Origin of the sequence: Streptomyces sp. NPDC020747 (assembly GCF_044334695.1) — a bacterium.
GTDB lineage: Bacteria > Actinomycetota > Actinomycetes > Streptomycetales > Streptomycetaceae > Streptomyces.
This window is the reverse complement of the sequence record NZ_JBIRTJ010000012.1, coordinates 86,679-111,769: the sequence shown is the minus strand read 5'-3', so window position 1 is coordinate 111,769 and position 25,091 is coordinate 86,679. Positions and strand designations below refer to the sequence as shown.

Sequence of the window (25,091 nt, the reverse complement as noted above, 5' to 3'; positions counted from 1 at the left end):
CGGGGGGTGGGGTTGGGGGGGGGGGTTCCGGGGGGGGGGCCGGGCCGCCCGGGTCCCCCGCCCTACGGGGGGGCGCCCGGCTGGGCCGCGGGGGGGGGGGGCGGGCCGGCGGGGGCCCCCCCGCGCCGCACATCGAGGTCGTCGTCACGGAGTCACGAAGAAGGCCGCGGTCACAGGACCCGTCGTCTGCGCCCGAGCCAGGTCTGGGCCACCACCACGACGGCGAGGAAGGCGCCGCTGACGACCTGCTGGTAGGCGGAGTCGAGGGAGCCGATCTGGTTGATGACGTTCTGGATCACCTTCAGCAGGAGCACCCCGACCAGCGATCCGCTGACGAAGCCGAAACCGCCGGACAGCAAGGTGCCGCCGATGACGACCGCCGCGATGGCCTCCAGCTCCATGCCCGAGCCGAGGATCGTCACACCCGACAGCAGCCAGGCGGCGTTGAGCGCGCCCGCGAGGCCGGCGCACAGCCCCGAGACGGCGTACACCGCGATCTTCGTCCGGGCCACGGGGGCACCCATCAGGGCCGCCGCGTCCTCGTTGCCGCCGACCGCGTACACGTACTGGCCGAATCTGGTGCGTCGCAGTACGACGGCTCCCAGTACGAACAGCGCCACCGTGATCCAGACGGGCACGCCGATCCCGAGCAGTGAGCCCTGGCCGAGCGTCGCGAGGAACGAGTCCTTGTCCACCAGGTAGGTACGCGAGCCCTCGTCGGTGATCGCCAGCAGGATGCCGCGTGCGCCGAGCATGGCGGCCAGGGTGACGATGAACGGGGCGAGTCCCGACCGGGCGATGAGCAGGCCGTTGACCAGGCCGATCAGCCCGCACACCGCGAGCGGGAGCAGCAGGGCCACCGCCGAGCCGTACTGCGAGCCCCAGGCAGCCACCACTCCGCCGAGGGCGAAGAGCGAGCCGACCGACAGGTCGATCCCGCCGGTGACGATGACGAACGTCATGCCGAGCGCGACCACGGCGAGAAAGGCCGAGGACAGCGCCATGTTCTCCAGGTTGTCGCCGGTCAGGAAGGTGTCGAAGCTCAGCGACGCCACCACCATGGCCACCAGGAGGGTGACCAGGGCCCCGTGCTGCTGGGCGAGGGCGCTGAAGCGGTCGGTGCGGCTCGGTCCCGGGTCCTCGTCGGTGACCTTTCGGACGGCGTCGGGCTGCATGTCGGCTTCCGTGGTCTCGGTGGTCATCGCTTCCCCCGTTCGCGGGCCGCGTAGACGGCGCCGACGATCACCACGGCCTGGGCCAGCTGCGTCCACGACGGCGGCAGGTCGTGCTTGACGAGCGTGGTGGTCAGCAGCTGGATGAGGACGGCACCGGCGACCGTGCCGCCGATCCGGACCCGGCCGCCGGACAGGGGAGTGCCGCCGACGACCACGGCGGTGATCGCCGAAAGCTCCATCAGCGTGCCCAGCGAGGTCGGGTCACTGGCCGTCAGCCGGGCGGTGGCGAGAACGCCCGCCACCGCGGCCAGGGCGCCGGAGCAGGCGTACACCACGATCAGGACCCGGCGGACGGGCAGGCCGGCGAGGCGGGCCGCCGGCCGGCTGTCCCCGATGGCGAGCAACTGCCGCCCGAAGGTGGTGCGGCGCACCACGAAGGCCACCACCAGGGCGAGGGCGACGGCGATGAGGACGAGATACGGCACACCCAGCACGTCGCCGGAGCCGAGCGCCGTCATGCCCGGATCGCGTACGTCCTTGAGCTGGGGGAGCAGGACCAGGGCCAGGCCGCGAGCGGCGACCATGAGGGCGAGTGTGGCGACGATCGGCTGAACTCCCAGGTGGGCGACCAGCGTTCCGTTCGCGAGCCCGATCAGGATGCCGCCCGCCACCGCCACGAGCACGGCGGCCCACGGCCCGTAGCCGAGATAGAGGGACAGCAGCGAGGTGGACAGGGCCATCACGGAACCCACCGACAGATCGACGCCCTCGGTACCGATCGCCAGCGCCATGCCCAGCGCGACGATGAGGACGGGTGCGACCTGGACGGCCTGGGTGCGGAAGTTCTCCGCGGAGACGAAGTGATCGGTGAAGGCGAAGTTGAAGACCAGGAGCGCGGCGACGCCCGCGTAGACGCCGTACTCCTGGAGCAGGCGCAGCAGCCGGTCGCGGTCCACCCGGCCCTGAGCGAGGGCGAGTTCAGTCATGGTGGCTCCCGGCGGGTTCGGCCGCGATAGCCCGCATCAACGCGTCCTCGGTGACGGCGTCGCCGGTCAACTCGTCCACCACCGCCCCGTCCTTGAGTACGAGGATCCGGTCGCTGCCCTCGATCAGCTCCTCGGTGTCGGAGGAGATCAGGAGCACGGCGAGTCCGTCGTCGGCGAGTTCGTCGATGAGCGCCTGTACCTCCGCCTTGGCGCCGACGTCGATCCCGCGGGTCGGCTCGTCCAGCAGCAGCACTTTCGGGTGCAGCGCGAGCCAGCGGGCCAGCAGCACCTTCTGCTGGTTGCCGCCGGAGAGTTCGCCCACCTTCTGGTGCGGGCCGGATGATTTGATGCGCAGCCGCTGTACGAAGGTGTCGACGATCCGGTCGATACGGGCGTCGTCCACCAGGCCGAACCGGGACAGCGAGGGCAGGGCGGCGAGCGCGATGTTCTCCCGTACCGAAAGGCCGGGGACGATGCCCTCGGCCTTTCGGTCCTCCGGCAGCAGGCTGATGCCGGCGCGGATCGCGGCCGGTGTGGAGCCGGTGCGCACGGCGGTGCCGCCGACCGAGACCCGGCCCGAGTCCGTCGGGAGCGCCCCGGCGACGGCCCTGGCCGTCTCGCTGCGGCCCGAGCCGAGCAGCCCGCCCAGGCCCACGACCTCGCCCGGACGGATGGACAGTGACACGTCCCGCAACTGATGACGGACCGTCAACCCCTCGGCGCGCAGCATGGGTTCGGCCGACGCGTGGTGGGATCCGGTGAACTTGGTGAGGCCCTCGCTGCGGACCTCGCCGATCTCCCGGCCCAGCATGAGCGAGACCAGAGCCAGCCGGTCGAGTTCGGCGAGGCGGCCGGTGTGCACCACGCGGCCGTCACGCAGCACGGTGACCATGTCGCAGATCTCGTACAGCTCGTCCATGCGGTGGCTGACGTAGACCACGGCGATGCCGCGCTCGCGCAGCATGCGGATCACGTCGAACAGGGTGCGCACCTCACGCGGTTCGAGCGAGGAGGTGGGCTCGTCCATGATGACGACACGTGCGTCGATGGCGACGGCACGCGCGAGGGCCACCATCTGCTGGGCGCCGACGCCGAGTTCGCGCAGCGGGCGGCTAACGTCGACGCGGATGCCCAGGCCGCGCAGTGCCTCGTCCGCCTCCCGGTGCATGCGCCGGAAGTCGATGAGGCCGAGCCGGCCGCGAGGCTCGCGGCCGAGGAGGAGATTGCGGGCCACGCTCATCAGCGGGACGAGGTTGACCTCCTGGTAGATGGTCGAGATGCCCGCCTGCTGGGCCTGCAGGGGTGTGGCGAAGCGGACCGGTGTGCCGTCGTGGACGATCTCGCCCGCGTCCGGCCGATAGACGCCGGTGAGTACTTTGATCAGGGTCGACTTGCCCGCGCCGTTCTCGCCGACGAGGGCGTGGACCTCCCCGGCGCGGGCGGTGAAGTCCACGTCGGACAGCGCCTTCACGCCGGGGAAGACCTTGGACACGCCGGTGACAGCGAGCATCTCAGTACGCCTTGTCGAGGTCCGACCGGGCGTTGGCCTCGGTGTACGCGCTGTCCTTGATAACGATGTCCTGAGCCACCTCGGAGCCCTGGGTGAAGGTGTCGAGGGTCTGGAAGGCGAGCGGTCCGAAGCGCGGGTTGGACTCGATGACGCCGTGTATCCAGCCGTCCACGATGGCCTGCACGGCGTTGCGGGTGCCATCGATGGTCACGATCTTCACGGCGCCCGGCTTCTTGCCCGCGCCCTTGAGGGCGTTGACGGCGCCGAGGCCCATCTCGTCGTTCTCGGCGTAGATGCCCTTGATCCCGGGCTTGGACTGGATGAGGTTCTCGGTGACCGACTGGCCCTTCTCGCGGGCGAATTCGCCGGTCTGCTGGAACACCACCTTGAGACCGGGCGCCTTGTCCTTGATCCGGTCGACGAAGCCCTTGGTGCGTTCGGTCGTGACGTTGTTGCCCGCCGAGCCGAGCAGGATGGCGATGTCGCCCTTGCCCCCGGTCGCCTCGATCATCTCGTCGGCGGCCCGTTTGCCCTGTTCTACGAAGTCGGAGCCGATGAAGCTCACATAGTCCTTGCAGGCGGTGGCGTTGATCTTGCGGTCCACCGTGACGATCGGGATGTGCTTGGCCGCCGCCGTGCGCAGCACGGGTTCCCAGCCGTCCGAGTTGAGCGGTGCGATGACGAGCAGGTCGGCGCCCTTGGCGATGAGGTCCTGGACGTCGCTGATCTGCTTGGAGAACTGCGACTGGGCGTTGGCGGTGAGGAGCTTGACGCCCCGCTTCTTGGCTTCTGCCCTGATGGAGGCGGTCTCCGCGATCCGGAAGGGGTTGGCCGCCTTCTCGGACTGGGAGAAACCGACGGTGGCGCTCTTGAGGTCGAGCTTCTCGCCTCCGTATGCGTCGATGGTGCAGGCGGGCCCGGATCCGGTGCTGGGCGAGGCGACCTGCTGGCCGGCGTCACCCTGCTGGGGTGCGGACTTGTCGCTGTCGGAGGAGTCCTCGGACTTGGTGCATCCGGTGGTCAGGACGAGGCTTGTCAGGAGGCCGGTGGCGAGGAGGGTTCGTGCGGAGGTACGACGGAGAAGTGCGGTGGGCTTCATGGGAGTCCCCAAACGGCGCGGCCCCGGCGCTGAGAGCGCTCCCGGGGAGTTCGGCACTTGCGGTCAACATGGCGTGCACGTCGTTCAGGGGAGTTTTTTACATCGTTGGAAGTGGGCTGTAAACCCTCCCGTCCGAAATCTCGGCCAGTTGGTCCGGACCGCCGTCAGCGTCGTCCGAGGGTGCTTTCCCGCTCCACCAGCCGGTATTCCGCGGTCAGTTCGCGCCCTCCGGGTTCCTGACGGCCCGACAGGCTGCGCAGCAGTGAGCCCATCGCGAGGCGTGCGATGGCCTGCTTGTCCGGCGCGATCGTGGTCAGTGAGACAGCTCCGAAGCGGCTCTCGGCGATGTCGTCGAAACCCACCACGGCGACGTCCCACGGCACCCTGAGCCCGCGCTCGTGCAGCACCCGCATCGCGCCGATCGCGATGAGGTCGTTGTAGGCGAAGACCGCGTCGGGCCGGATGCCCGAGTCCAGCAGCCGGGCCATGGCCCGGGCCCCGTCGTCCCGGTCCCAGCCGTCGACGGGCACGACCATGTCGTCCGTGGTCGGCAGGCCCGCCGCCGTCAACTCCGCCCGCCAGCCGTCGAGTCGCAGATGCGCGGGGCGGTTCGCGGAGTCGGTGCGGGCACCGAGGTAGGCGATCCGGGTCCGGCCGCGGCCGAGCAGATGGCGCACCGCCTCTCGCGAGGCGGATACGTTGTCGATCGCGATGTGGTCGAACGGCAGGTCGTACTCGCGCTCGCCGAGCAGCACCAGCGGCACGTCGTCGGCCCGGCCGTGCAGGTCCTCGGCCTCCAGTTCCAGCGGGCTCAGGATCAGCCCGTCGATCACCCGGGCCCGGAAGCCCTGGCTGACCAGCAGCTCCTGCTCGCGGTCACCGCGCGTGTGGTCGAGCAGGACCGTGAACTCATGCTGGGCCGCCGCGTCGATCACCGCGCCGGCCAGCTCGGCGAAGTAGGGATTGCCGAGCTCGGGAACGGCGAGCGCGATGATGCCCGTACGGCCCTTGCGCAGATGGCGCGCGGTGAGGTTCGGCCGGTAGCCGAGCTCGTCGATCGCCTCCTGCACCTTGGCCCGCATCGCCGGTGTGACGTGCGGATAGTTGTTCACGACGTTGGAAACCGTCTTGATCGAGACGCCGGCCCGTTCGGCCACGTCCTTCAGGCTGACCCGCAAGGGATCTCCTCGGCATCGGCGGGGGCTCCGCGACCGGAGCTTTGTCATGGACCTGGACAGCGGCCGAGAGCCGTGCTCTCATGCCAACTGCCTCTGCTTCCAACGTTGTACAGACTGAAGCACCGAGCCGCCACCCTTCCTCAACCAAGGAGGATTCGTGCGCATCAGACCCATCAAACACAGCCTCGCCCTGCTCGTCGCAGCAGTGCTGGGTGCCGCGGGACTGGCCGCAGCACCTGCCGCGACGGCCGCGGAGGATCCCGAGATCCACGGCCTCAAGGGTGAGTACTACACCCAGTCCGCCCCCGGCGCCTTCGACTTCCACGAACTCAAAGCCACCGGATTCGACCCGCAGCTCGACTTCGACAACCTGGAGCCCCGTCTGCGATCGGCCACCGGACGGTCGGACGACGTCTCCGTCCGCTGGACCGGCCGGATCGTGCCGGAGAAAACTGGTCCCACCACCTTCTCGATCATCGGCGACAACGGCTTCCGCCTCTGGGTGGACGGGAAACCCGTCATCGACCACTGGGTCGACGACTGGGACCGCGAACAGACCGGCGCCCCCGTGGAGTTGACCGCCGGCAAGGCCTACGACATCAAGATCGAGTACTTCGAGCACTACGGAGGCTCCAACCTCCACGTGCGCTGGACACCGCCCGGCGGCACCAAGTCCGCCGTCCCGCAGTCGGCCTTCCTGCTGCCCGAGGGCTACGACTACAACGGGGCCATCGCCGCCACGGTCCTCAAGGACGGCCGCACCCTGCGGCTCGACTTCGTCCAGGCACTCGCGGCCGCGCCGGCCGGTCTCACCGAGCACCTGGACGCGGTGATCGGCGGAGCCACCTGGCCGCTCGGCCGGGCACGCCTGGATCCGGCCAACCCGAGATCACTGCTGGTCGCGCTCAAGGAACCCGTGGTCGGCAACAAGACCGGCACCGCGCGTGGCGCCGCCGATGTGCGCTACGACGGATCAGGGGGCCTCTCCGGCAAGGACGGCAACGTTGTCAAGGCCTTCTGGAGCAGCGGCGCCAACAAGTCCACCTACCAGCTGAGCACTCCGTGGGGCGAGAAGGTCACCCCGGCCAACGCCCACCGTGAGTACCCCAGGCCGCAGCTCACCCGCGGCGACTGGAAGAACCTCAACGGCAGCTGGCAGTTCGCCGCGGCGAAGGCGGGGGAGCAGCCCCCGGTGGGCCGGAAACTCGCCGAGAAGATTCTCGTCCCGTACCCCGTCGAGTCCCAGCTGTCGGGCATCGAGCGGCACGAGGACCGGATGTGGTACCGGCGCACCTTCACCGTCCCGTCCAACTGGAAGATCGGCTCCGCCAAGCGCCTGCAGCTCAACTTCGGCGCGGTCGACTGGCGCTCCGAGGTCTACGTCAACGGCACCAAGGTCGCCGAACACAAGGGCGGCTACGACAAGTTCAGCGCCGACGTCACCGACGCCCTCAAGCCCGGCCGCACCCAGGAGCTGATCGTCGGCGTCTACGACCCGACCGACGCCGCGAGCGGCGAGAACCCGCCCGTCGGCAAGCAGCGCCTCGACCCGAGCGGCATCTGGTACACCCCGTCCTCCGGTATCTGGCAGACCGTGTGGATGGAGCCGGTCGCCACCGACCACGTCGACTCGCTGAAGCTCACCCCGGACGTCGCGACGAGCACCCTCACCGTCGAGCCGCAGGGCGTACGCCCCGGACTCGCCGTCACCGCGACCGCGTACGACGGAAAGCGGAAGGTCGCCACCGTCACCGGACGCACCGGAAGCCCGCTCGCCCTGAAGATCAAGAAGCCCCGCCTGTGGTCGCCCGACGACCCGTTCCTGTACGACCTGAAGGTCAGCGTCGGCGCCGACCGCGTCAACAGCTACTTCGGGATGCGGTCCATCGCCGTCGAGAACGTCAACGGAACACCGCGAACCGTCCTCAACGGCAAACCGGTCTTCATGATGGCCACCCTCGACCAGGGGTTCTGGCCGGACGGTCTGCACACCGCCCCCAGCGACAAGGCCCTGGCCTACGACCTGAAGATGCACAAGGCCATGGGCTTCAACTCGGTCCGCAAGCACATCAAGGTCGAACCAGACCGCTGGTTCTACTGGGCCGACCGGCTCGGCCTGCTCGTGTGGCAGGACATGCCGGCCATGACGGCGGGCGTCAACCCGTCCACCGCGGCCCGCGCCGAGTACGAACTAGAGATGAAGCAGATGATCGACGAGCACATCAGCAGCCCGTCCATCGTCATGTGGGTCACCTTCAACGAAGGGTGGGGCCAGTACGACGTCGGTCGCATCGCCACACAGGCCAAGGCCTGGGACCCGACCCGCCTGGTCAACAACCAGTCGGGCCTCAACCTCGGCGCCGACGGCGGCACCGGCGACATCATGGACGAACACGGCTACCCGAGCCCCGCGCTGCCACCGCGTCCGGACGGCAGACGGGCCACGGTCATGGGCGAGTACGGCGGCCTCGGCCTGGCGGTGCCCGGACACGCCTGGTCGGTGCAGCAGTCGTACGTCGACGTCGACCCGGCCACGTACACCGACGACTACCTCACCAAGCTCGCCGAGGTGCAGGCCCTGGCCTGCAAGGGCGGCAACGGTGCGGTCTACACCCAGATCGCGGACGTCGAGGGCGAGCTCAATGGGCTGATCACCTACGACCGCAAGGTCGTCAAGCCCGATGTGAAGCGCGTCAAGGCGGCCCACGAGGCACTGATCAACGACGTGTCGCGGCCGACTCCCAACGGCTGCGCCTGATCCTGGACCGCCCGGCGAACGGCTTACCTCCGCTCGCCGGGCGGCTCCGGTCCCACGATCCGGTCTTCGTGGACCGAACTGCCGCCACTTCGCCCGATTTATGACTGCATGGGGGCATCCGGAACACGCCTGCGTGGGAAGGATGCCCGCGTGACGGAACAGAACAGCACCCGCTTCGACGACATGGCCCTGTACGACCTCCAGTACGTCCGCAACGCACTGACCCCTCTCCTGAGCCGCCTCGGCCCGCTCACTCCGGGCGATCTCGAACCGTACGACCAGCTGCACTACCTCGGTCACCACGCCCTCGACCACGCCGTCGCGCGACTGGACATCACCCCCGGCGCGGATGTCGTCGACATCGGCTCCGGGCTCGGCGGACCGGCCCGCTATCTCGCCGAGCGGTACGAGTGCCGCCTCACGGCGGTCGAACTGCAGCCGGAGCTCCACCGGTTGAGCGAGGAACTCACCTCGCTGTGCGGACTGTCGGAGCGCGTCCGCGCCGTCGAGGCCGATGCCCTGACCCTGAAGGGCGCCGACTGGACCCAGCGGTACGACCACCTGATCTCGCTCCTGGCGATCCTGCACATTCCGCGACGCGACGAGCTCTTCGACGTCTGCCGAGACCTTCTCCGACCCGAAGGCACCTTCTACATCGAGGACTTCTACACCCTCCGCCCCCTGACCGACGAAGAACAGACCGACCTCGCCGGCCTCGTCGCCTGTCCCTACCTCCCCGACGAGGCCCGGTACCGCGAGGACCTCGCACGAGCCGGCTTCACGGACGTGGCCTGGACGGACGCCACCAGCCTGTGGCTGCCCTGGGTACGCGACCGCGCCGACGCCTTCCGGCGCGGCTACGAGGAACGCGTACGACTGCACGGTGAGCCGCTCGCCGGGCGGCTGCTCCGGTTCTACGACACGGTGAGCACACTGCTCGCGGGCGGCGGGATCGGAGGCGTACGGATCACCGGGCGCCGGGGCTGAGAGGCGCCGGGGCTGACAGCGGGCGGCCAAGAAACACGGATCACGGGAAAGGGACGGTGACGACGAGGCCGCCCGGCAGGCCGGGTTCGGCCGTTGCCTCGGTTCCGTGGGCCTCGGCGATGGAGCGGACGATCGCGAGGCCCAGCCCGTGCCCCGTGGTGCCGACACGGTCCTGGGCGAGGCGACGGAACGGCTCGAAGAGCTCCGGTACCCGGTCTGCGGGCACCGGAGGCCCGGTGTTGGCCACGGTCAGCGTACGGCCGTCGATCACCACCCGGACTCGGCCGCCGGTGTGGTTGTACTGAACGGCGTTGCGGACGAGGTTGGTCAGCAGGTGGCGCAGCAGCACGGGATCACCCAGGACGGTCAACTGCCCGTCCGCCGACACCTCTACGTCCACTTGCTCGTCCTTGCCCTGCGGGGCGAGCTCGGCCGCCACCAGCCGGGCCGTGGCCGACAGGTCCACGGCTTCGGTCTCCTCCAGGCCGCGATCGCTGCGGGCGAGCAGCAGCAGCGCGTTGATCAGCCGCTCGGCCTCACGGTTGGCGGCGAGCAGATCCTCGCGTACGTCGGCGAGACCCTCGGGGAGGGGATCGGCGAGGCCGACCTCCAGGCTGGTGCGCTGGACCGCGAGCGGCGTCCTGAGTTCGTGGGAGGCGTTGGCGACAAAGCGCCGCTGGCTCTCGAACGACTTCTCCAGCCGGTCGAGCATGGTGTCGAAGGTGTCGGCCAGGCGCTGGAGTTCGTCGTCGGGGCCGGTGAGCGCCAGCCTCTGATGCAGGTTCTGCTCACTGATCCGGCGAGTGGCCTCCGTCATCGCGGCGACCGGTCTGAGTGCCCGCCCGGCCAGCCACCGGCCGACCAGTCCGGCCAGCAGTGCCATGACGAGCAGCCCGACGGCCGACCAGAGGACCATCTGCCGCAGGGCGGTGTCCTGCACGGCCTGTACGGTCTGGTCCACCTGCCGGACCAGGGCGAAGTCGTCGCGAGGCCTGAGCGACGGCGGAAACGTTCCCTGGGGGTCCGTGGGTTGCGCGGGTCCTGCGGTGAAACCGTCGGGCGCGGGGCCTGCGGTGAACCCGCCGCCGTTCGGCACGACGTCCTTCGTGATCTCGATTCCCTTGACCTGCTGGGCCGTTCCATAGCGCGCGAGCAGCACCACGAAGGCCAGCAGCGCCGCGCCCGAGAGCAGGAAGAGCACGGAGAAGGCCGCGGTCAGCCGGGCGCGGAACGGCATGCCCCGCAGCAGCGCCCGCGGGTTCAGTCGCACAGCCGGTATCCCTGACCCTTGTCGGCGGTGATGAGGCCGGGGTCGCCCAGTTTGCGGCGCAGCCGGCTGACGACGGCCCGAACCACGGTCGTGCGCGGGTCGAGGTGCTCGTCCCAGAGGGTGCGTACGAGTTCGTCGTGCGGCACCGCCACGCCCTGAGCCTCCATCAGCAGTCGCAGGACCGCGAACTCCTTGGGTGTCAGTTCCAGCGGCCGGCCCCCCACGGACACCTCGTGTCGCGCCCGGTCCAGGGTGATGCCCTCGTGCCGCAGCGCCACCGGTGGCGACTTGGGCACTCGGCGGCCGAGCGTCCGTATCCGGGCGACCAGTTCGGCGAAGTCGAAGGGCTTGGCCAGATAGTCGTCGGCCCCGAGCGTCGTGAGCCCGTACACCTTGTCCGTGATCTCGCCGGCCGCGGTGAGCATCAGGATCCTTGGCGGGTCGGTGAGTTCGCGCAGCCGTCGGCACACCTCGTCGCCCGTCATGACCGGCAGATCGCGGTCGAGGATCAGCACGTCGTAATCCGTGAGCAGGCACATCCGCTCGGCCTCGTCACCGGAGACGGCGAGATCCACGGCCATCGCCTGCCGACGCAGACCGGTGGCGATCGTACGGGCGAGGACACGATGGTCCTCGGCTACCAGAACTCTCATGCGCCCCATCAAACCCGGCGTGGCATTGCAACGGAGTAAGGACAGCGGCACGCCCGCATCGCACGTACAGCGCTCTTACGCTCCTGTAACGCGCTTATCCCGCTGCAAAGGCCGCCCTGCTTCTGTCGTGGCCATGAACTTCGTCAAGCGCGCCGGGCTGAGCCTGCGTGGCAGGAAAGTCAGGACCGCCGTCCTGCTGGGGATCTTCGTCGTCATCTGCACCCTGCTGCTGGGCGGTTTCCTGCTGCAGGGCGCCACCGCCCGTCAGGAGGCGGACGCACAGCGGACGATCGGCGTCGACGTGACGCTGAAGGGCAAGGCCCTCACTCCGGCGCTGGTGGACCGGCTCGGGGCGTCCCCGCAGGTCCACCGCTACAACCCGCGGCTCCCGATCGAGGCAGACGCCCGCGGCATCGAGCCGCTGGAGTCCGACGTCCCGCGGCCTCGTGGCAACCGCGCCGGGGCGAAGACACAGCATCCCCTGGCGCTGATCGGAGTACGGGACTCGGGCCTGCTGCTGCCCTTCTCGTACGGTTCGAACAAGATCACAGCTGGGCGGGGGATCACCCCTGAGGACGCCGGCCGCGAGGTCGCCGTGGTCGAGAAACGGCTGGCCGAGAAGAACGGGCTCAAGGTCGGCGACACCATCCGCGCGCGGTCGGCCGACGGCAAGCGCACCGTGCCGCTCAGGGTCGTCGGGATCTACCGCGACCCGACGCCCGACCCGACGAGGTGGACGCCGCCGCATCTGCTGCCCGGCAACGCGCTGTACGCACCGGTCCGCACGGTGCGGCAACTGAGCCCCGGCGCCGGTGACTTGGCCGAAGCGGTCTTCAGGATCGGCTCGCCGGAACAGGCCGAGCAGTTGCACGCCGAGGCGCGGCGGCTTCTCGGCACGGGGTCGTTCGACTTCCGCGTCAACGACAAGGCGTACAAGGACCAGGTCCGCCCGATCCAGCGGGTCGGTACCCTCGCCGGGCTGATCGTGCGGCTCATCGCCGTGGCCGGGGCGCTGATTCTCGGGCTCATCGTGATGCTGCAGATCCGGGAGCGCCGCGACGAACTCGGCATGCTGCTGTCGCTGGGCGAGAAGAAGTGGAAGCTCATCGGCCAGCACACCGTGGAAGTGGCCGCCGTCGCCCTGCCGGCGGTGGCCGTCGCCGCCCTGGCCGGTCAGGTCGCCGCCCAGCAGGCGGGCGACGCGCTGCTGAGCCACGAGGAGTCAGCCTCCTCCCCAGGGCCCGGATCCCCGGACACATCGGCCGATCCGCCCGAGATGCGCGTCCAGCCGTCCGACCTCGGCAAGGTCGCCGGCATCGGCCTCGGCATCTCCCTGGTCTCCACCGTCGTCCCCGGCATCGGAATTCTCCGCCTGCACCCCCGCTCCATCCTCACCGACAGCGAATAAGCACCGCACCGACACAAACCGGAGAGCCGACCGACATGAACTTCGTCAAACGCGCAGGGCTCAGCCTGTGGTCCCGCAGGGGCAGAACCCTGATCACCCTCTGCACCTTCCTCGTCATCTCCGTGATGGTGCTGGCCGGCGTACTGATCGCGGACGCGACCGCCCAGGCCAAGAACGAGGCCAAGCGCTCCGTGGGCGCCGAGGTCAACCTGGAGATGGACCTGAACAGCCAGAACGCCGGCGGAGGGCTGGTGGCCCCCCAGATCAGCGCCGCGGCGGTGGAGAAGCTGGGCGCTTCCAAGCTGGTCCACAAGTACAACTACTCCATGTTCGACCGCGGCGTCGTGAAGGGCGGCACCGAGCTGGTCACCGGGGGAGTGGACACCGGGGCCTCCGACATGGGTCCCGGCGGCACCCCGACCATCGGAGTCCTCGACTCGGCACTCCTTCCCGACTTCCGCAGCGGCAATTTCCAACTCCTGTCCGGAGCGCACATCACCGCCGCCGACAAGGACAAGCACCTGCTGCTGATCGAGGAGAGGCTGGCCCGGAAGAACGGCCTCAAGGCCGGCGACAAGATCACCCTGGGGGCGAACGAAGGCAAGGCCACGGCAGAGTTCACCGTGACCGGGATCTACCGGGATCCGCGCCCCAGCTCCGAACCCGAGCCCGAGTACTTCAGCGACCCGGCCAACATGCTGTACGCGTCCATCGGCGGCTTCGCCGGGCTCAACGCCACCAAGGACGCGTCGCTCCAGGTCAGGAAAGCCACGTTCCTCCTCCAGGACGCCGGAGACCTGGCGAGGTTCAAGGCGGAGGCCGAGCGGATCGCGGGGTCCGAGCTCGACGGGTTCCAACTGGACGCGAACGACAAGGCGATCCGGCAGATGACGGGCCCTCTGGACAGCATCGGTTCCACCGCCGCCCTCGCGATGTGGCTGATCGGCATCGCGGGCGCCGCCGTCCTCGTGCTCCTCGTCAACCTCGCGGTCAAGCAGCGCCGCAAGGAGTACGGCGTACTGCTGGCCATGGGCGAGAAGAAGTGGAAACTCATCGCCCAGCAGGCGCTGGAGATCGTCGCGGTCGCGGTCCTCGCCATCGGCCTGAGCTCCCTGTTCACCCAGAGCCTGACCCAGAGCGCGAGTCAGTCGCTGCTCGGCGAAGAGGCCGCCGCGGCCCGGCACAAGCTCGACTCCTGGAAGCCCCCGGCTCCCGGCACCACCGGCATCGACCAGGGCATCAACCCGAACGACAAGCCCGTGGAGAACGCCGACCCCATCGACAGGATCGACATACGCCTCGACCCGGCGGCCCTCGCCACCGTGGGCGCCGTCGGCCTCGGTCTCGGACTGCTCGCCACCGCCATCCCGGCCGCCTCCGTACTGCGGCTCAGCCCGCGGACCATCCTCGCGAAGGGCAAGTGACCATCACCATGACCACCGAACCCACCACCGCCACCGAACCCCCGCCCGTCCTCCGGCTCGACGGCGTCAGCCACACCTACGTCGGCCAGCGCCGCCGGACCACCGTGCTCAAGAACATCGACTACAGCTTCCGGCGAGGCACCTTCTACACGGTCCTAGGACCCTCGGGCAGCGGCAAGACCACCCTGCTCAGCCTCGCGAGCGGCCTCGACGCACCCACCGGGGGCACCATCAGCTTCAACGGCCAGGACCTGACGAAGCTCGGCCTCGGCCGCTACCGCAACAAGCACGCCGCCACGATCTTCCAGCACTACAACCTGCTCACCTACATGACCGCCCTGCAGAACGTCACCACCGCCATGGAGATCACCGGCGCGAAGCCGGTCGGTGGCGGCCGCAGGGCCCGCGCTCTCGAACTCCTGGAGCAGGTCGGCCTGGACAGACACATGGCCACGCGCAACGTCATGAAGCTCTCCGGTGGCCAGCAGCAGCGCGTCGCCATCACCCGCGCCCTGGCCTGCGACGTAGACATCCTCTTCGCCGACGAACCCACCGGAAACCTCGACGAGGACACCGCCCAGGGCATCATCGACACCTTCCGCGAACTGGCCCACGAGCAGGACAAGTGCGTGGTGGTCGTCACCCACTCCCAGCGCCTGGCGACCCAGTCCGATCGCGTACTCACCCTGCGCAAGGGCAAGTTGACGGAGTGACACCTGGGCGGTTCCCTTGCCGCACGCGGCTACTCGGGGAGCTCCAGCATGGGTTCGCCGCAGGACCGGCACTCTGCGTGGACGTCGAGATCGTTGAGGATCTCGGCGTACTCGGGGTGGCCCTTGAGGGCCGCCGCGGCGGCGAGCAGGTAGCGAGTGGTGATCTGGTCGTGCTCCGCGGTGGCCAACGTGTCCGCGAGGAGGGTCATGGCCTCGGGGAGCGCCTGACGATAGGCGTCCGCGATGTCGTCGGGCAGGTCGGCCGGAGTCTCGCCGAGTTCGCCGGAGCACATCGCCACGAGGCCGACGACGTACAGGTAGTCGTCGCGCTTGGCCGGAGGAAGCCCGCGCGCGATCGTGACGACGTACGGCACGGCGGCGTAGGCGGCCGGCCAGGCGGTGCCCTCGGAACACAGGTACGGCCACAGGTCGTTGAAGTGTCCGCCGTTCGCCGGGTCGGCCATCAGGTGGCGCAACTCGTCGGGCACGAAGGGGGCGTCGGGCGCGCTGCCCTGGCCCTTGGACCAGCCCCGGTGGTCGAGGGCGGGCCAGCGCGGATCGTCCAAAGGCATCATGGGCGGAAGTGTAGGTGGACCGGATCGTCTGTCGGGCGGGAGGCCCAGGCGTCACCCGGCAGTGAACCGACCAGGCACGACGAGGGCCTCGTACGGGGTGCCGTGGACGGTGGCGCGACTCGTTCCGGCACAGCTGCCTATCGTGACGCCGATTGCGGCTCACGTGTCAGAACGGCAGTCAGGAGACCCACCATGACCCATTTACCCGGACCCGAGGACTCGACCGGCCACCCGTCCAGGCGTCGCTTCGGCCGGCTCGCCGCCCTCGGACTCACCGCCGGTGCGGGCTCGTTCGCACTCGACTCACCGGCGGTGGCCGTCGGAGCGGAAGAGGCGGAAGGAGACGATCAAGTACGTCGTCGTCACCCATGGCCACGACGACCACTTCGGCGGCGCGCAGTACCTCGCCGACCGCTACGGAGCACGGGTGGTGATGAACACCGGCCGACTGGGACCTGATCGCCCGCACCCGTCCGGACCATGCCCCCACCCGGGATCTGGAGATCACGGACGGGCAACGGCTCACGCTCGGCGGCACGACGATCCGACTGCACCACACCCCGGGCCACACCTCGGGCACAGTCTCGCCGATCACCCCCGTGCGGGCGGGCCGCGAGCGCCACTCCGCCATGCTGTGGGGCGGCATGAACCCGCCCACCTCACTCACGGAGCTGCGCACCTACCTGGCGTCCATCCACTCCTTCCGGGACCGGATCCGCCAGGCGAACGTGGACGTGGAACTGTCCAACCACCCCGACGACCACGGTCTCCAACGCGCGGAGCAGCTCCGGAACCGGCCCGACGGAGCGAACCCCTGCGTGCTCGGCCGGCCGCGTACGCAGCGGTTCATGGCGGTGATGGACCTCATGCTGCGCGGCAGGGCCGCCGACGCCGAAGCGGCCGAAACCCCGGGCGGCGACTCCACGGGGGCGAGCCTGCCCAGAGCCTGTGTGACGTCGTGATCAACCTTGCAGGAGGTCATGGACGTTCCTGAGGAAGCCGCCGCCGGCCGACCTGGGGCGCGGGGATCTCGACCCGAACCGTGAGCCCGCCCCGGCGGTTCGCACTCGCGGTGGCCGTGCCGTGGTGGGCCGAGGCGATCGAGCGGACTATGGCCAGGCCCAGGCCGTGGCCCGAACGGTCGCTGCCGACCCGGGCCCGGACCCGGTAGAAGGGTTCGAAGAGCCGGTCCACCACGGCCTCGTCGACCTGCGGGCCGGTGTTCTCGACCTCCACGACCACTGCCGTGGCCCGCTCCCGGAAGACGGAGAGGTGGACGGTGCCGTTCTCCGGGACGTTGTGGGCGAGGCCGTTGTCGAGGAGATTGAGGACCAACTGCCGCAGCAGGGTGGCGTTTCCGGTGGCCTCGTAGCCCTGGTAGCCCTCGTGGTCGGGTTCGGTGTCCACATCGAGGCGGATGCCGAGCGCCGCCGCCCGCTCGGAGCGTTCGGCGGCGGCCAGTTCCGCCAGCTCGGCCAGGTCCACCGGGTCCGGGTCGAAGGGGGCGTGGTCCGCGCCCGCCAGGTCGAGCAGGGCGCGTACGACGCTGATGTTGCGCTCGTTGGTCTCCCGCAGCATCGGGGCGAGCTCGGCGAACTCCGCGCCGGTGGGATCGTCGCCGACGACCTGGAGGGCGGCCCGGGTGGTGGCCAGCGGGGTGAGCAGCTCGTGCGAGGCGTTCGCGGCGAACCGTCGGTGCGCGGCGAAGGACTCCTCCAGCCGGGCGAGCATCGTGTCGAAGGTGTCGGCGAGCCGCGTGAGCTCGTCCTCGGGGCCCTGGGCGTCGATACGGTCCCTCAGGTTGCCGTCCGCCGCCTTCGCCGCGGCCTCGCTGATGGTGTGCAGGGGTGCGAGCAGTCGCCTGGAGAGCAGCCGGCCGGCTCCGAGGCCGACTGCCATCACCAGGAGTACGCCGCCGAGGGACACCAGCAGGACCGTGTTCCAGACGTCCTCCTTGCTGGAGATGTCGCCCAGGTACTTGGTCTGGGAGCCCGGCTGGATGCCGGGGCTCCGGCTGGGCGAGAGCTGCGGGGCGGAGGACCGGGGCGAGGGATCGGCCGGGGCTCCGGGCGAGGCCTGGACGAAAGAGGAGCCGGGCGGTGCGACCACGGTCCTGCTGAGGTCGTACGTCGGCAGGAAGCGCATCCCGACGTAGACGATCGCGGCCATGAGCGCGGCGCACACCCCGAGTACGGCCCCGAATCCGAGGTAGAGGCGGGCATGGATGCTCAGTGCCCTGGTGCGTCGGGGGCGGTTCACCCGGTCTCCAGGTAGTAGCCCGCGCTGATCGCGGTGTGCACCAGCTGGGGGTCTCCGAGCTTCTTGCGCAGAGTGTGCACGACCAGGCGTACCGCGTTGGTGAAGGGGTCGGTGTGCGCGTCCCAGGCCTTGTCCAACAGGTACTCGGAGCTCAGCACCCCGCCGTCGGCGCGCATCAAGAGCTCCAGGACGGCGAGTTCCTTGGGGGTGAGGCGGACCTCGGCGCCCGCGCGGGTGACCCGGCGGCGATGGGTGTCGAGCCGCACGTCGGCGAAAGTGAGCACGGGGGCGTGGGCCATGGGGCTGCGGCGGTACAGGGCGCGCAGCCGGGCGACCAGTTCGGGGAAGTCGAAGGGCTTGGCGAGATAGTCGTCGGCGCCCAGGCCCAGGCCCTCGACCTTGTCGCCGAGACGTCCGGCCGCGGTCAGCATCAGGACGCGGCAGCCGAGGTCCATGGCAACGATCCGGCGGCACACCTCGTCGCCGTGCACACCGGGCAGATCGCGGTCCAGGACCACCGCGTCGTAGTCGTAGACCGTGACCCGTTCAAGGGCCGTGGTCCCGTCGTGTGCCACGTCGACCGCGATGGCCTCCCGGCGCAGTCCGATCTCCAGGACCCGCGCCATGTACTGCTCGTCCTCGACCACCAACACGCGCACCCGCGACAACCTTTTCCCTCATGAATCCGGTTCCCTCATGAATCCGGCGGGGGTGTTCTCCGTACACCGCCGATATCGAACCCGTACCGGAACTGTCCTATCAAACGACGTCTTTGGTCCGCGTATGAGTCGCCCGGCAGCGGCCGGAACTCGCAAACACCCCTCAAAACACCGCTCTCCTAGCGTCGTGTTCATGAATCTGTTCAAGCGAGCCTGGTGGCGACTGCGGGGCCATCCGGGCAAGACGGTGATGTTCGTCGGGCTGTTCTTCGTCATCTGCACCCTGGTGCTGTCCGGGTTCCTGATCCAATCCGCCGCGGCCCGCGCCGCGGACTCGGCCAAGAGCAGCGTGGGTGTGGTGGCCACCATGCAGCTGGACGTGGACGCGCTGATCAACTCGGGCGGGGCGTCGAACAGCAACGGCGCCCGGCCCGGCACCATCGGCGCCGGTGGTGATCTGCACAGCAAGCTCGTGGACAAGGTCTGCAAGTCGTCGGTCGTGGCGCAGTGCAACTACACCGTGGACAGTGGCGCGGCCCCCACCGACCAGGTCAAGCTGCACCGGCAGGGTGAGCCGCCGGCCGGGCAGGACACCACGGGCACGGATCTCTTCAGGGCGGCCGGTGTCCGTGACATCAACTCGGTCAAGGAATTCCGCAACGGCGACTCGAAGATCGTCTCCGGCTCCGGGCTCAAGCCGGACAGCGAGACCGGCCTCATCGTCATCGAGGAACGGGTGGCCGAGGACAACCGTCTCAAGGTCGGCGACAGGATCAAGGTCAGGGTGGGTGAGGTCGATCCCCGGAAGGGAGGCATGAGCAGCAAGAAGGTCGAGTTCACCGTCGGCGGCATCTTCAGGAACGGCATCGTCGACACCGGCTCGTACGTACCGGCGATGGCCGACCCCTCGAACCAGATCTACGTCACGCCGGAGGGTGCGACCCGGCTGCAGGGCAAGGAACCCACCGCCGACGGAGCGGCCCTCCGTGAGGCCTCCTTCATCCTGCGCAACCCCAACGACCTGGGCCGGCTGAAGGAGGACGCGAAGGCGGCCGGCATCGACACCAGGATCTTCCCGCTGAGCGTCAACGACAAGCAGTACAAGGCCATGGTCGGCCCGATCAACAAGACGGCGGACTTCGCCTCGGTCACCGTCTGGCTGGTCGCGATCGCGGGCACCGCCATCCTCGCCCTGGTCATCGCCTCGAACATGCGTGAACGCCGCAAGGAGATGGGCATCCTGCTCTCCCTCGGCGAGAAGAAGCCCAAACTGCTCGGGCAGCACCTGGTGGAGGTGGTCGCCTGCGCCGCCCTGGCGATCGGCTTCGCCGCCGCGGGCAGCCAGTTCATCGCCCAGGGCATCGGGGACCAGCTGCTCTCCGACCAGGTCTCGTCGGCCAAGGACTCCGCCGCCGACTCGGGCCGGGAGCGGGACCCGTCCGATTCCACCGGGATCGAGAAGGAGGACACCCCGCAGGCCGAGCCCATCGATTCGATGGACATCAAGCTCGGTGCGGGCGACTTCGGCGCGGTCGGCGCGACCGGCCTCGGTATCGCGGCCCTGGCCACGATCGTCCCCGGCATCCGGATCCTCCGCCTCAATCCGCGCGACATCCTCACGAAGGGCGACTGACGTGACCACCCCGGCCGATACGACCACGCCGATCCTGCAGCTCTCCGGACTGAGCCGCGCCTACCAGTCCGGCACCAGCCGCCGCACCGTCCTCAAGGACGTCGACTACTCCTTCGAGGAGGGCCGGATGTACGCCGTCGTCGGTCCGTCCGGCAGCGGCAAGACCACTCTCCTCTCCCTCGCCGGCGGACTCGACTCACCGACAAGGGGCAGCGTCCGCTTCCGGGGCCGGGACGTCTCGGAGATAGGCCTCGGCCGGTACCGCAACCGCCACGTGGCCACGGTCTTCCAGTCGTTGAACCTGCTCACCTACATGACGGCCGTCCAGAACGTCACCTCCGCGATGGAGATCACCGGGGTGAAGGGCGTCAGGAAGAAGCAGCGCGCGGTCGAACTCCTGGGTCTGCTCGGCGTGGACGAGGCCGATCAGCACCGCAAGGCCCTGGAGCTTTCCGGCGGCCAGCAGCAGCGCGTGGCCATCGCCCGGGCTCTTGCCTGCGAGGTCGACATCCTCTTCGCCGACGAGCCCACCGGCAGTCTCGATCAGGACACGGCCGACGGGATCATCGAGGTGTTCCGGAAGCTGGCGCACGACGACGGCAAGTGCGTGATCCTGGTGACCCACGCGCGTGCCGTCGCGGCCGCCTCCGACGAGGTGGTCCGCCTCAAGCGCGGCAAGCTCATGCCGATCTGAGCCGGCGGACCCCGGCAGGCCTAGAGGGAGGCGAGCAGCCCGTAGAGGAGCGGGATGCGCGGCGCGCTGTCGGGCAGGCGCCACCAGCCGGACGGGGTGCGGATCATCTGCGGGAAGCGCGGCCAGGGGAGTTCCTCGCTCTCGCGGAGGCGGACGATGCGCAGGCCGGCTCCGGCCAGGGCGTTGATCACCTCGTCCAGGCCGTGCCTCCACTCGAAGCTCTCCGTCGCGCCGTCGACCGCCGGGCCGTCGGTGTACGTGTGGGTGGAGTTTCCGCGGATGGCGCCGCGCCCCTGGAGATAGTCGTGCCGCAGCAGTAGGTCCGGGCCCTCGTCCGGGGCGGGTTTGGGGCCGAGGGCGTTGAGCAGGGGGTGGAACTCGACGAGGTACAGCCGTCCACCCGGCTTGAGGAGACGGGCGACCACCTCCGCCCAGCGGTCCAGATCCGGCAGGTAGCACAGTGCCCCCTTGCCGGTGTAGACGACGTCGAAGCGTCGTCGGCCGAGCGCGTCCACCGCGTCGTACACATTGGCGCGGACGTAGTCGACGGCGCAGTCCGCCTTCGCCGCGAGGTCCCGGGCCGCCGCCACCGACGCCCCGGAGATGTCGAGGCCGACCGTGCGCGCTCCACGCCTGGCGAACGCGAGGGTCTCCGTGCCCAGATGACACTGCAGATGCGCCACCTCCCGCCCGGCCAACTCGCCGAGGTCCTCCCATTCGAAGGGGGCGAACCAGCGGAACGGATCGGGTTGTTCCTCCACAGCGTAGAAACGGCTGGCCAGGTGTACGGGAGTTCGCGCGTCCCAGTTCGCCCGGTTGGCCTGCATCATCTCCCGGACCACGGGATCGAACCGCTCGGCAGCCTCAGTCATGGAGCCATCCAATCGCGAAATCCGTTCCCGCCGAAGGATCTCGGTGGATCTCGCCAAGCCCCCTCTCCTGGTCCCCTCTTGAAGTCCCTTCGCACGTACCGCGAAAGAAGTTGCCCGGTGACCGATGAGTTGTGGAGCGGCCCCCGGTCTACCCCTGCGAAAGACATCAACACCCCACAACGAAGCAGGAGTCAGTGCCATGAGCGCAACCACGTCCCAGACCCGTTCCACCACCTCGTCCCGCTCCTCCGCCCGGTCCGCACGGCTGCTCGACGCACGCCCCGTGTGGCTGGTCGGCGTACTCGCCACGCTCGCAGGTGCCGTCGTGACCGAGGCGTTCGGGCTCGTCGCCCGAGGCGTCGGAGTGCCGATGGAGGCGGCCAGCCCCGGCGCCACGGAAGCGGCGGAGATCCCGGTGGGCGGCTTCTTCGGAGGGGTGCTGTTCTGGTCGGTCGTCGGCATCGTCCTCGCGGTGGCCCTGGCCCGCTGGGCGAAGCGGCCCGCCCGCACCTTCGTGGTGACCACCGTCGTGCTCACCGCGCTGTCCATGGCCGGTCCGGCGGTGGCCCCGCACACCGCGACCTCCACTCAGGTCGTCCTGGCGGTGTCCCATCTGGTCGCCGCCGCCGTGATCATTCCCGTGGTGGCGCGCAGGCTCTCCCACGGGCGCCCGTGACCCGCATCGCGAGACGTGGAGCACCTGTGGCGGCCGGCCCATGTGGGCCGGCCGCCATTGACGTCGTGTGGTGCCGGCGGTGTGCCATGGCTCAGCCCCGGGTGGGCTCACCCCGAGGTGGCGCCGGCTACGCGGTCAGGCGCAGAGGACGCGGGTCCCGGGCGGGTAGACCGGACCGCCGCTGGTGCTCGTGCTGTCGCTGAACTCGGCGTAGAAGTACGAGTAGAAGCCGATGTTCCCGTTGCGGCCGGAGTCGGCGGCGACCTGGAGGGTGAGGGTTACGGTCCGGCTCTGACCGGGCGGGATGGTGGCGCCGTAGTTGGTGCCGAGGCTGGCGGGTCCGGTACCGGAGCACGGCACGCCGCCGGCCGCCGTGGCCAGGCTGCAGAGGACAAGAGCGAGGATGCCGGCGAGACCGATGCGTCTCGTCTGTGTTGATCGCATGACCCGGGAGGCTCGGCAAACCGTGAACGCTCCGTCTTCTCCAACGGACACACACGGAGCGAGGCTCGGCCGGAAGTGTGCGTCCGGTGATGTCTGCGTGAAGGCGTCTCCACGAAGGACTGCTTCCCGCGTTCGCGCACGGCAACGCGGAATCGACGGCCCGATGAGCGTGGCCGGCTGAGCCGGACGCCTCCCCGGAACGGAGCGGAGCGGCGTGGCGGCAGTGGCGGATTCAGGATGCGTCGTATGTCGCTGAGCGAGCAGCGCCGCGTGCGAAGCGATGGCAGTTTCGGTCAATCGTAGGCATTTGGGCCACGTGCGCAGCCGCGTGACCGTTCCGGCCCGTGATCACGAGAACCGGGGTGCGCAGGCTCGCAGTGCCCGCGTTAGGGTCTGATCAATTGTCGTAGCGGTGATGTCGTAGCGGTGATGTCGAAGTGGGCTCCGGGGCGGGGGACTTGTGACCACCACGCAACCGGTCGTCGGCGCGGAGGACGATGACCGGAGCACGTCGTCGGCCGGTCGTTCCCGACCGCGCCGCGTCCTCCAGGCACCTGGTCCGGTCTTCCTCTTACCCGCGTCAGCGACCCTGCTCAGCTGTCTGTGGGGGATCGGCCGGCGAAGCGCCTGGCGGGACGAGCACGCCACCTGGTGGGCGGCATCGCTGTCGTTCGAGGACCTGCACGAACTCACCCGGAACGTCGACCTGGCCATCGCGCCGTACTACGTGTTCATGCATCTGTGGGTCTCGCTCTTCGGCGACTCCCTCACCGCCCTGCGACTGCCCTCCGTCCTGGCCATGGCCGTGGCGGGTGGCCTGGTGGGCCTCCTCGGACGTCGGGCGGTCGGCAGTACACAGGGCGGGCTCGTCGCAGGCCTGCTCTTCGCGCTCGTCCCGACTGTCGCACGGCACGGACAGGAGGCGCGGCCGTACGCCTTCGCCATGACGGCGGCCCTGTTGGGCTTCCTCACACTGCTGCGCGCGCTGGAGCGCCCGGTGCCACGACGGTGGGTGCTGTACGCCCTTACCGTCCCGTTCATGGGCTGGTCGCACCTGGTGGCCCTCACCGTGCTCGTCGCCCACCTCGCCGCCGTGCTGGACGCTCGGCGCCGGAGCGATCGACACGTCCTGGGCGCGTGGTTGATCGCGGCGGGCGGAGGGCTGGCACCGGTCGTGCCGTTGGTCGTCCTCGCCCGCAGCCAGGCTCAGCAGATCGCCTGGAACACACCGGCCTGGAACGACATCGCCGCCATGCCCTACATGCTCTTCCGGTCCCCGGTGGCCACCGCCGTCGTGCTCGGCGGCGCGGCCGTGACGCTGGTCGCGGCGTTTCGCCGCCGGCGGGGCAGTGAACCCGATCGCGGCCCTGATCGTGGTCCCGATTCCAGCCCCGATTCAGGCCCCGTCCTCGATCTTGGCCTCGATCCCGGCCTGCGGACCCGTCTCACGCCGCTCGCGCTGTGGGCCCTGGCGCCGTTCCTGCTCACCGTGGCAACGGCCCGCTGGCTGCATCTCTTCCTCGACCGCTATCTGCTGTTCACCGTCCCGGCCTGGATCCTGCTGGCGACCATCGGCGTCCACCGGCTCACCGCCAGGCCCCGGGTGGTCCGTCGCGTCGCCGCCGTGCTCGTCGCCGTCATCGCCGCGTTCGCCCCGTTCGACCGGAACACCGTCACACGCAATACTCCCCGCGAGCCGGACTATCACTCCGTCGCCCTCAGGGTTCTTGCCGACCAGCGTCCCGGCGACGGCATCGCCTACACCCACCGTCTCAAGGCACGCCGAGCCCTGGACTTCGAACTTCGCGAAGGTCCCAGCCCCCGGGACGTCTTTCTGCACGACCCCCCGCAGCAGCGCGCCGACTACGAAGCCGGGGAATGTCCGGACCCCCACCGCTGTGCCGCCGGATACGAGCGGATCTGGCTCGTCGCCGCCGGCCGGAGCAAGGACCCGTTCTCCGGCATGGGGCAACACAAGTCGCGGTTGCTGCGGGAGGAGTTCCGTACGGTACGCACCGCGGACTTCGCGAACGTCCGACTGCTGCTGCTGGAGCGCGGCCCATGACCACCCCGCTCCAGCTGTGTTCCGCATTCCGGGGACAGGCGCGGGCGCCGTCG

At 69.6% G+C, this 25,091-nt stretch carries 21 protein-coding genes and 2 pseudogenes; 11 read left to right on the top strand and 12 right to left on the bottom strand.

Annotation, left to right across the window (positions count from 1 at the left end; translation table 11 throughout):
- Positions 1 to 170: 170 nt before the first annotated feature.
- The 5 genes from ACH4YP_RS29305 to ACH4YP_RS29285 form a co-directional block, all read right to left on the bottom strand.
- Positions 171 to 1,202, bottom strand: coding sequence for an ABC transporter permease (locus ACH4YP_RS29305; protein WP_388466349.1), 1,032 nt, complete (start codon positions 1,200 to 1,202; stop codon positions 171 to 173).
- Entirely contained in the window at positions 1,199 to 2,161 is a 963-nt protein-coding gene (locus tag ACH4YP_RS29300) for an ABC transporter permease (protein ID WP_361060273.1), read from the bottom strand. The genes ACH4YP_RS29305 and ACH4YP_RS29300 overlap by 4 nt, the downstream gene beginning before the upstream one ends.
- Positions 2,154 to 3,671: a sugar ABC transporter ATP-binding protein gene (locus ACH4YP_RS29295; RefSeq protein WP_361060275.1), complete on the bottom strand. Its 1,518-nt coding sequence runs from the start codon at positions 3,669 to 3,671 to the stop codon at positions 2,154 to 2,156. Before ACH4YP_RS29295 ends, ACH4YP_RS29300 begins: the two co-directional genes overlap by 8 nt.
- A gap of 1 nt (position 3,672) precedes the next feature.
- The gene (locus ACH4YP_RS29290; protein ID WP_398493526.1) at positions 3,673 to 4,770 is read right to left on the bottom strand and encodes an ABC transporter substrate-binding protein; all 1,098 of its coding nucleotides are present in this window, start codon (positions 4,768 to 4,770) and stop codon (positions 3,673 to 3,675) included.
- A 164-nt stretch (positions 4,771 to 4,934) separates the two neighbouring features.
- Positions 4,935 to 5,948: a LacI family DNA-binding transcriptional regulator gene (locus tag ACH4YP_RS29285; RefSeq protein WP_398493524.1), complete on the bottom strand. Its 1,014-nt coding sequence runs from the start codon at positions 5,946 to 5,948 to the stop codon at positions 4,935 to 4,937.
- A 157-nt stretch (positions 5,949 to 6,105) separates the two neighbouring features.
- Between ACH4YP_RS29285 and ACH4YP_RS29280 the strand changes: the two genes are divergently transcribed.
- Positions 6,106 to 8,706, top strand: a complete 2,601-nt coding sequence (locus ACH4YP_RS29280; RefSeq protein ID WP_398493522.1) for a PA14 domain-containing protein — start codon at positions 6,106 to 6,108, stop codon at positions 8,704 to 8,706.
- 150 nt (positions 8,707 to 8,856) lie between these two features.
- A complete protein-coding gene (locus tag ACH4YP_RS29275; RefSeq protein WP_361060283.1) occupies positions 8,857 to 9,693 on the top strand; it encodes a methyltransferase domain-containing protein in 837 nt (278 codons plus the stop codon).
- 40 nt (positions 9,694 to 9,733) lie between these two features.
- On the opposite strand, the gene ACH4YP_RS29270 is transcribed toward ACH4YP_RS29275, so the two are convergent.
- Together ACH4YP_RS29270 and ACH4YP_RS29265 are read right to left on the bottom strand one after the other, a co-directional pair.
- Complete coding sequence (locus tag ACH4YP_RS29270; RefSeq protein ID WP_398493520.1) at positions 9,734 to 10,963, bottom strand: sensor histidine kinase; 1,230 nt, start codon at positions 10,961 to 10,963, stop codon at positions 9,734 to 9,736.
- Complete coding sequence (locus ACH4YP_RS29265) at positions 10,954 to 11,616, bottom strand: response regulator transcription factor (RefSeq protein ID WP_361060287.1); 663 nt, start codon at positions 11,614 to 11,616, stop codon at positions 10,954 to 10,956. The genes ACH4YP_RS29270 and ACH4YP_RS29265 overlap by 10 nt, the downstream gene beginning before the upstream one ends.
- Before the next feature lie 133 nt (positions 11,617 to 11,749).
- Between ACH4YP_RS29265 and ACH4YP_RS29260 the strand changes: the two genes are divergently transcribed.
- Genes ACH4YP_RS29260 through ACH4YP_RS29250 form a run of 3 tightly spaced genes read left to right on the top strand, consistent with a single transcriptional unit; the run spans position 11,750 to position 15,161 of the window.
- Positions 11,750 to 13,024, top strand: coding sequence for an ABC transporter permease (locus ACH4YP_RS29260; RefSeq protein ID WP_398493518.1), 1,275 nt, complete (start codon positions 11,750 to 11,752; stop codon positions 13,022 to 13,024).
- A 35-nt stretch (positions 13,025 to 13,059) separates the two neighbouring features.
- On the top strand, positions 13,060 to 14,448 hold the full coding sequence (locus ACH4YP_RS29255) for an FtsX-like permease family protein (protein ID WP_398493516.1): 1,389 nt from the start codon (positions 13,060 to 13,062) through the stop codon (positions 14,446 to 14,448).
- Between the two features lie 8 nt (positions 14,449 to 14,456).
- Positions 14,457 to 15,161, top strand: coding sequence for an ABC transporter ATP-binding protein (locus ACH4YP_RS29250; RefSeq protein WP_361060293.1), 705 nt, complete (start codon positions 14,457 to 14,459; stop codon positions 15,159 to 15,161).
- Between the two features lie 29 nt (positions 15,162 to 15,190).
- On the opposite strand, the gene ACH4YP_RS29245 is transcribed toward ACH4YP_RS29250, so the two are convergent.
- Entirely contained in the window at positions 15,191 to 15,736 is a 546-nt protein-coding gene (locus tag ACH4YP_RS29245) for a hypothetical protein (RefSeq protein ID WP_361060295.1), read from the bottom strand.
- Between the two features lie 280 nt (positions 15,737 to 16,016).
- Here ACH4YP_RS29245 and ACH4YP_RS29240 point away from each other — a divergent pair.
- Positions 16,017 to 16,259, top strand: a pseudogene (locus ACH4YP_RS29240) (MBL fold metallo-hydrolase); the annotation flags it as partial.
- 121 nt (positions 16,260 to 16,380) lie between these two features.
- A complete protein-coding gene (locus ACH4YP_RS29235) occupies positions 16,381 to 16,698 on the top strand; it encodes a hypothetical protein (RefSeq protein WP_398493843.1) in 318 nt (105 codons plus the stop codon).
- Positions 16,699 to 16,714: 16 nt separating this feature from the next.
- Here the strand turns inward: ACH4YP_RS29235 and ACH4YP_RS29230 are convergent, their stop codons facing one another.
- Entirely contained in the window at positions 16,715 to 17,995 is a 1,281-nt protein-coding gene (locus ACH4YP_RS29230) for a HAMP domain-containing sensor histidine kinase (protein ID WP_361060298.1), read from the bottom strand.
- On the bottom strand, positions 17,992 to 18,654 hold the full coding sequence (locus ACH4YP_RS29225) for a response regulator transcription factor (RefSeq protein WP_361060300.1): 663 nt from the start codon (positions 18,652 to 18,654) through the stop codon (positions 17,992 to 17,994). Before ACH4YP_RS29225 ends, ACH4YP_RS29230 begins: the two co-directional genes overlap by 4 nt.
- 193 nt (positions 18,655 to 18,847) lie before the next feature.
- On the opposite strand from ACH4YP_RS29225, the gene ACH4YP_RS29220 reads away from it, so the two are divergent.
- Together ACH4YP_RS29220 and ACH4YP_RS29215 are read left to right on the top strand one after the other, a co-directional pair.
- Positions 18,848 to 20,287: an ABC transporter permease gene (locus tag ACH4YP_RS29220; protein ID WP_398493513.1), complete on the top strand. Its 1,440-nt coding sequence runs from the start codon at positions 18,848 to 18,850 to the stop codon at positions 20,285 to 20,287.
- 1 nt (position 20,288) lies between these two features.
- Positions 20,289 to 20,981, top strand: a complete 693-nt coding sequence (locus ACH4YP_RS29215) for an ABC transporter ATP-binding protein (protein ID WP_398493511.1) — start codon at positions 20,289 to 20,291, stop codon at positions 20,979 to 20,981.
- Positions 20,982 to 21,001: 20 nt separating this feature from the next.
- Here ACH4YP_RS29215 and ACH4YP_RS29210 read toward each other — a convergent pair whose 3' ends face one another.
- A complete protein-coding gene (locus tag ACH4YP_RS29210) occupies positions 21,002 to 21,853 on the bottom strand; it encodes a class I SAM-dependent methyltransferase (protein WP_361060306.1) in 852 nt (283 codons plus the stop codon).
- 199 nt (positions 21,854 to 22,052) lie between these two features.
- Between ACH4YP_RS29210 and ACH4YP_RS29205 the strand changes: the two genes are divergently transcribed.
- Positions 22,053 to 22,529, top strand: a complete 477-nt coding sequence (locus tag ACH4YP_RS29205) for a DUF6069 family protein (protein WP_361060308.1) — start codon at positions 22,053 to 22,055, stop codon at positions 22,527 to 22,529.
- Positions 22,530 to 22,664: 135 nt separating this feature from the next.
- Here the strand turns inward: ACH4YP_RS29205 and ACH4YP_RS29200 are convergent.
- Positions 22,665 to 22,916, bottom strand: a pseudogene (locus ACH4YP_RS29200) (hypothetical protein); the annotation flags it as partial.
- Between the two features lie 517 nt (positions 22,917 to 23,433).
- Here ACH4YP_RS29200 and ACH4YP_RS29195 point away from each other — a divergent pair.
- Positions 23,434 to 25,038 carry a glycosyltransferase family 39 protein gene (locus tag ACH4YP_RS29195; protein ID WP_398493509.1) on the top strand — a complete coding sequence of 535 codons (1,605 nt, stop codon included), beginning with the start codon at positions 23,434 to 23,436 and terminating at the stop codon, positions 25,036 to 25,038.
- Positions 25,039 to 25,091: the final 53 nt, after the last annotated feature.

What these genes read in the sequence shown, in the direction of transcription:
- ACH4YP_RS29290 (WP_398493526.1), bottom strand. Translation starts at nt 4,770, where the DNA reads ATGAAGCCCACCGCACTTCTCCGTCGTACCTCCGCACGAACCCTCCTC.
- ACH4YP_RS29245 (WP_361060295.1), bottom strand. Translation starts at nt 15,736, where the DNA reads ATGATGCCTTTGGACGATCCGCGCTGGCCCGCCCTCGACCACCGGGGC.
- ACH4YP_RS29295 (WP_361060275.1), bottom strand. Translation starts at nt 3,671, where the DNA reads ATGCTCGCTGTCACCGGCGTGTCCAAGGTCTTCCCCGGCGTGAAGGCG.
- ACH4YP_RS29235 (WP_398493843.1), top strand. Translation starts at nt 16,381, where the DNA reads ATGAACCCGCCCACCTCACTCACGGAGCTGCGCACCTACCTGGCGTCC.
- ACH4YP_RS29260 (WP_398493518.1), top strand. Translation starts at nt 11,750, where the DNA reads ATGAACTTCGTCAAGCGCGCCGGGCTGAGCCTGCGTGGCAGGAAAGTC.
- ACH4YP_RS29250 (WP_361060293.1), top strand. Translation starts at nt 14,457, where the DNA reads ATGACCACCGAACCCACCACCGCCACCGAACCCCCGCCCGTCCTCCGG.
- ACH4YP_RS29220 (WP_398493513.1), top strand. Translation starts at nt 18,848, where the DNA reads ATGAATCTGTTCAAGCGAGCCTGGTGGCGACTGCGGGGCCATCCGGGC.
- ACH4YP_RS29300 (WP_361060273.1), bottom strand. Translation starts at nt 2,161, where the DNA reads ATGACTGAACTCGCCCTCGCTCAGGGCCGGGTGGACCGCGACCGGCTG.
- ACH4YP_RS29210 (WP_361060306.1), bottom strand. Translation starts at nt 21,853, where the DNA reads ATGACTGAGGCTGCCGAGCGGTTCGATCCCGTGGTCCGGGAGATGATG.
- ACH4YP_RS29265 (WP_361060287.1), bottom strand. Translation starts at nt 11,616, where the DNA reads ATGAGAGTTCTGGTAGCCGAGGACCATCGTGTCCTCGCCCGTACGATC.
- ACH4YP_RS29205 (WP_361060308.1), top strand. Translation starts at nt 22,053, where the DNA reads ATGAGCGCAACCACGTCCCAGACCCGTTCCACCACCTCGTCCCGCTCC.
- ACH4YP_RS29305 (WP_388466349.1), bottom strand. Translation starts at nt 1,202, where the DNA reads ATGACCACCGAGACCACGGAAGCCGACATGCAGCCCGACGCCGTCCGA.
- ACH4YP_RS29255 (WP_398493516.1), top strand. Translation starts at nt 13,060, where the DNA reads ATGAACTTCGTCAAACGCGCAGGGCTCAGCCTGTGGTCCCGCAGGGGC.